At 49.8% G+C, this 5,602-nt stretch carries 6 protein-coding genes; 3 read left to right on the forward strand and 3 right to left on the reverse strand.

All coding sequences use genetic code 11. From position 1 onward, the window contains the following. Positions 1-90 precede the first annotated feature (90 nt). From Q1M25_RS07645 to Q1M25_RS07655, 3 genes are all read right to left on the reverse strand, one after another. A complete protein-coding gene (locus Q1M25_RS07645; protein ID WP_300483579.1) occupies positions 91-618 on the reverse strand; it encodes a single-stranded DNA-binding protein in 528 nt (175 codons plus the stop codon). A 1-nt stretch (position 619) separates the two neighbouring features. Continuing rightward, positions 620-2,002: an MFS transporter gene (locus Q1M25_RS07650; protein WP_300483582.1), complete on the reverse strand. Its 1,383-nt coding sequence runs from the start codon at positions 2,000-2,002 to the stop codon at positions 620-622. Positions 2,003-2,116: 114 nt separating this feature from the next. Next, entirely contained in the window at positions 2,117-2,740 is a 624-nt protein-coding gene (locus Q1M25_RS07655; RefSeq protein WP_070583298.1) for a lytic transglycosylase domain-containing protein, read from the reverse strand. A gap of 172 nt (positions 2,741-2,912) precedes the next feature. On the opposite strand from Q1M25_RS07655, the gene ppx reads away from it, so the two are divergent. The 3 genes from ppx to Q1M25_RS07670 all read left to right on the forward strand — a co-directional run. Further along, on the forward strand, positions 2,913-4,421 hold the full coding sequence (gene ppx, locus Q1M25_RS07660; protein ID WP_300483587.1) for an exopolyphosphatase: 1,509 nt from the start codon (positions 2,913-2,915) through the stop codon (positions 4,419-4,421). Positions 4,422-4,507: 86 nt separating this feature from the next. Further along, positions 4,508-4,879: a 30S ribosome-binding factor RbfA gene (gene rbfA, locus Q1M25_RS07665; protein WP_003685554.1), complete on the forward strand. Its 372-nt coding sequence runs from the start codon at positions 4,508-4,510 to the stop codon at positions 4,877-4,879. Between the two features lie 7 nt (positions 4,880-4,886). Continuing rightward, a partial coding sequence (locus Q1M25_RS07670; protein WP_300483590.1) for a hypothetical protein occupies positions 4,887-5,602 on the forward strand: 716 nt, incomplete at its 3' end.

Consider the following 5,602-nt stretch of genomic DNA (forward strand, 5'->3'; position numbering starts at 1 on the left):
AAGCCGGAAAATCTTAAAAGCGTAGATATATTCAAATAAAAGGCCGTCTGAAAAATATTTTTCAGACGGCCTTTTGTATTTGTTCAATGATTAAAAAGGAATATCGTCGTCGATATCATCAACCGGAGCGGTCGGTTGTGCCGGGGCAGGACGACGGGCTGGGACGGCCGGGGGTTCTTGAGCCGGAGCAGATTGGTATTGCTGTTGTGGCGCTTGTTGGTAACTGCCTTGGCTTGAATGAGCGCCTTGGTTGTAGCCGTCATCGTATGGTGCGCCGCCGCTGTTGTCGTTGCGGCCGCCAAGCATTTTCATTTCGTTGGCGATAATGTCGTAAGCGGTGCGCTCGATGCCGTCTTTGCCTTGGTATTTACGGCTTTGGATACGGCCTTCCAGGTACACTTGGCTGCCTTTACGCAGGTATTGACCGGCGATCTCGGCGAGCTTGCGGTACATGGTAATGTTGTGCCATTCAGTACGTTCTACGCGCTGGCCGTTACGGTCGTTCCAAGTTTCGCTGGTGGCAACGCTGAAGTTACAGACGGCCTCGCCGTTGGGCATATAGCGGACTTCCGGGTCGCGGCCGAGGCGGCCGATGAGGATAACTTTATTCAATGACATTTTACACTCCTGTGATGATTTTTTCGGCGGCCTCTTGGTCGAATCCTTTTTGCAAGGCCTTGATATAAATGGTTTGCTTGTCTGCGCTAAAGCTGATGCTTTCAACGCCTTCAATTTCGGTCAATTTTTGGTAGAGCAAATCCGGATTTTGTTGCCATTCGGCGTTAAGCGGATAGCTGAGGTTTTTGACAGGCTTCGGTGCCGGCGAAATGACTGCCAATACCAGCCACAGCAACATCAGTACGCTACAAAAGGCAAATACGCCTGCAAAACCATATTTTTGGAACAATAAACCACCGGTTGCGCCGCCGACAAACAAGCCGACCGACTGCATGGTGTTATACACGCCCATCGCCGTGCCTTTCAAATCGGACGGAGCGATTTTCGACACCATAGACGGCAGGCTGGCTTCCAATACATTGAAACCAATAAAATAAACAATCAGATAAGCGGTAATTAACCATACCGAGTGCATGCCAAACAGCAAACCGATTTGTGCCGCAGCAATGCAGATGATACCAAGGATAAACACTTGTTTGAGCTTGTTACGCGTTTCGCCGACGATAATCAGCGGCACCATAATAATCAGGCCGGTAATGGTTGACGGCAGATAGACTTGCCAGTGATGGATTTTTTCCAAACCCAACTGCGTCATGGCAAACGGCAATGCGGTAAATAAAGCCATTTGTGCCGCATGCAAGGCAAAAATACCGAAGTCGAGATTGAGCAGTTGGCGGTTTTTCAATACCTCGCCCATACGCGAAGGCTGCGCCTGCGTGTCTTCGTGCATTTTTGACACTTCCGGATCAGGGGTCATCCAGGCAACCACGCCGATACTGATTACAGTCAGAATACCGGTCAGCGCAAACAGGCCGGATACGCCGATAAAGCTGGCAATCATCGGCGCAAGCACTAGGCTGACGGAGAAGGTCAAGCCGATACTCAGGCCGATCATCGCCATCGCACGCGTCCGCACCTCGCTACGGGTCAAATCCGCCAGCAAAGCCGTTACCGCCGCACTGACGGCACCCGCGCCTTGAATGGCACGCGCGGCAACCAACATTTGCAGGCTGTCGGCAACTGCGGCCAGGAAACTACCGGCGGCAAACACAATCAAGCCGATATAAATCACTTTTTTACGGCCAAACTTGTCGGAAGCAATGCCCAATGGCAGCTGCAACAAGGCCTGTGTCAGCCCGTAAATGCCCATTGCCATACCGACCAATGCTTTATTATCTTCCGCACCGGGCAACGAAGCGGCATACATCGCCAAAACAGGCAGCACCAAAAACATCCCCAGCATACGCAGTGCGTAAACGCCGGAGAGTGTGGTACTGGCACGCCATTCGTGCGGAAACATTTGAATGCGGTTATCTCTTGCCATAAATAATGTTTCAGACGGCCTTAAATTTGCGAAAGGCCGTCTGAAAGTGTGAATTAACAGATTTTCTGATTATACAGGATTCAAAGGAATTGCATGGGGCAAATCGTAAGCCGCTCAACCCCACTGCCATCTATTCCGCCACGCGCCCAATACGGCATTCGGATATTTGTTGCTGCCCAAGCTGCCGTTAAATCTGGCCAACGCGCGGACAATATTGCCTTTTTCGATATTGTTGTAATGGCGCAGAATGGTGCAGCCGTAGCGCAGATTGGTGCGGATATCGAAAAGGTTGTGCGACGGATTACCGATATAGTTTTTCCAAAACGGCATCACCTGCATCAAACCGCGCGCACCCACGCCGCTGATGGCATATTGGCGAAACGCGCTTTCCACTTCAATCAAGCCTAAAATCACTTGAGTATTGAGTCCGGCGCGGCTGCTTTCGTATTGGATATTGATCAGCAGGCGGCGGCGCTCGCCTTCATCGGGAATAAAGCGTGCCAATCGGGAAGACATCGCCGCCAACCAACGTTCCCCTTCCCTCGAATCGGCAAACACCAGCCGCGCAGGGCTGGCACTATTAATCGAACTGCGCATCACGGAAGCCACATCATCCGCCAGCGTTTCTTCACGTTGCGCCCCAGCCCATGCGGTCGCAGGCGTCAAAAGCATGGCTCCGCCGACTTGCAACAGGCGGCGGCGCGATAAAAATAAGGAATCTTGGTTTTCCGATTTCATGTGTTTCTCTTTTTAGGCTGTCTGAAAAGTTCAGACGGCCTTTGATATATTTGCTTAAAATCGGCATTATAAAATACATCTATGAGCAGAATCAAAGAGCTGTATTCCTTTTATTGTCAAGTGATACCGCCTCAAGTAACATTTAGGTTTTTCTAATCACGCGGTATTTTTTATGACCACCACTCCCGCCAACGTTTTAGCCTCCGTCGATTTGGGTTCCAACAGTTTCCGCCTGCAAATTTGTGAAAACAACAACGGCCAGCTGAAAGTTATCGACTCCTTCAAACAAATGGTACGCTTTGCCGCCGGCTTGGACGAACAAAAAAACCTGAGCGAAGCCTCTCAAGAACAAGCCTTGGAATGTTTGGCAAAATTCGGCGAACGCCTGCGCGGATTCCAACCTGAAAACGTGCGCGTGGTGGCCACCAACACTTTCCGCGTCGCCAAAAACATCGCCCAATTCCTGCCCCGTGCCGAAGCGGCACTGGGTTTCCCCATCGAAGTCATTGCCGGCCGTGAAGAAGCGCGTCTGATTTACACCGGCGTAGTGCATACCCTGCCGCCCAAAGGCGACAAAATGCTGGTTATCGACATTGGCGGCGGCTCGACCGAATTTGTCATCGGCTCTGATTTGCAACCACTGACCACAGAAAGCCTGCCTTTGGGCTGCGTAACGTACAGCATGCGCTTTTTCCAAAACAAAATTACCGCCAAAGATTTCCAAGCCGCCGTTTCCGCCGCTCGTATCGAAATCCAACGCATCAGCAAACTGATGAAGCGCACCGGTTGGGATTTCGCCATCGGCACGTCCGGTTCGGCCAAATCCATACGCGACGTTTTGGCGGCCGAATTGCCGCAGGAAGCCGACATTACCGCCCAAGGCATGCGTTATCTTGCCGATAGGATTATCGAAGCCGGTTCGGTTAAAAAAGCCAAATTTGAAAACCTCAAACCCGAACGCGTCGAAGTTTTTGCGGGCGGGTTGGCCGTGATGATGGCCGCTTTTGAAGAACTCTCGCTGACCAAAATGACCGTTACCGAAGCCGCACTCCGCGACGGCGTGTTCTACGACTTAATCGGCCGCAGCCTCAATGTCGATATGCGCGAGCAGACAACGGCAGAGTTCCAAAAACGCTACCACGTCAGCCTCAACCAAGCCAAACGTGTTGCCGATACCGCGCAAGCCTTCATGAATAGCCTGTGCCACGCCAAAAACGTAACCGTTCAAGAGCTTGCCCTGTGGAACCAATACCTCAGCCGCGCAGGCCGTCTGCATGAAATCGGTTTGGATATCGCCCATACCGGCTATCACAAACACTCTGCCTACATTCTCGAAAACGCCGATATGCCGGGCTTCTCACGCAAAGAGCAAACCATTTTGGCGCAACTGGTTATCGGCCATCGCGGCGACCTCAAGAAAATGGCGGATATTATCGGCGATAACGAAATCATGTGGTGTGCCGTATTGTCCCTGCGTTTGGCCGCCCTCTTCTGCCGCTCGCGCCTGCCGCTTGATTTGCCGCCGCAAACCCAGCTTCGCGTCGATGAAAACAACCACAGCTTCATCTTGCGCATCAACGCCCAATGGCTGGAGCAACACCCCCTCATCGCCGATGCGCTGGACTACGAAAGCGCACAATGGCAAAAAATCGATATGCCTTTCTCGGTTCAAGCACAATAAACCGCGCTCCGTTATAATAGGCAGCTGTTCAAAATCCAAACCGCAGGTCGTCTGAAACGACAGCCTGCCATACATCAAGGAAAACCATGAGAAAACCCCAACGCGGCTACGCCCGCCAAGACCGTGTCAAAGAACAAATCATGCGCGAACTGGCCGAACTCGTCCGCACCGGCCTGAAAGATCCGCGCGCAGGCTTCATCACCATCAACGAAGTCGAAGTTACCCGCGATTACAGCCATGCGACCGTGTTCTATACCGTCCTCGACGACAGCACACGCGACATCACCGAAGAAGCTTTGGAACACGCCAAAGGCCATTTGCGCAGCGAATTGGCCAAACGCATCAAACTCTTCAAAACGCCCGAGCTGCACTTCAAATACGACGAATCGTTGGAGCGCGGCATGAGCATTTCCAGCCTGATCGACCAAGTGGCGGCGGAAAAACCGGTTGAAGATTAAGAAATCTATGATGAAAAAATGGCTTGTATCTATTTTATTTGCAACAGCGTCCTATGCCTTTTCCACGCCTTTATCTTTTAATTGGAAGCAAAATAAAGCCGAAGTAACAGAGATAACTGATATTCCATCTGGCGTGACAGAAACAAATGATGTTTCATCCAACGTGATAGAGTATAGGTATTTCATTCAATTAACCAAACGGGGAATAGGCAACTTTGTACTGTCTTACGGCAACCGTAATATTATTTCTATCAATGATTACAAACCTAGCGAAGAAGATGTACTCTCTTCACAAACTCTGCCACCCCTTGTTTTACTAATTAATCAATCAGGACAAGCTGTTGATATTATCAACTGGAAAGATTTTTACACTCGATCAAAGAAAATAAGCCTTGAGAAGAAAAGTATTAGTAAAGATGACTTGGAGGAATTAAACAATCTAGAAATACAAAATGCCATAAAACAAAAAAAGATGGACAATCCATGGAGTTACTGGATATGGCTTTGGGCGGATATTAACCCTGACAAACTACCTGCCCCATCTCAGAAAAATTTTTCTATCTTAGGCATGCCGTATATTCAAACAAGTTCTTATCAATTGATAAATCAGACCGATCAAGAGATAACATTACGATACCAATCTCAAGTTAATATAGATCAGACTGCTGATATCGGCAACGAAAGCTTCTTGAAAACAGATAAGGTAACTACGAAAGAACTGAT

This window comes from uncultured Neisseria sp. (genome assembly GCF_951230505.1).
Taxonomy (GTDB): Bacteria; Pseudomonadota; Gammaproteobacteria; order Burkholderiales; family Neisseriaceae; genus Neisseria.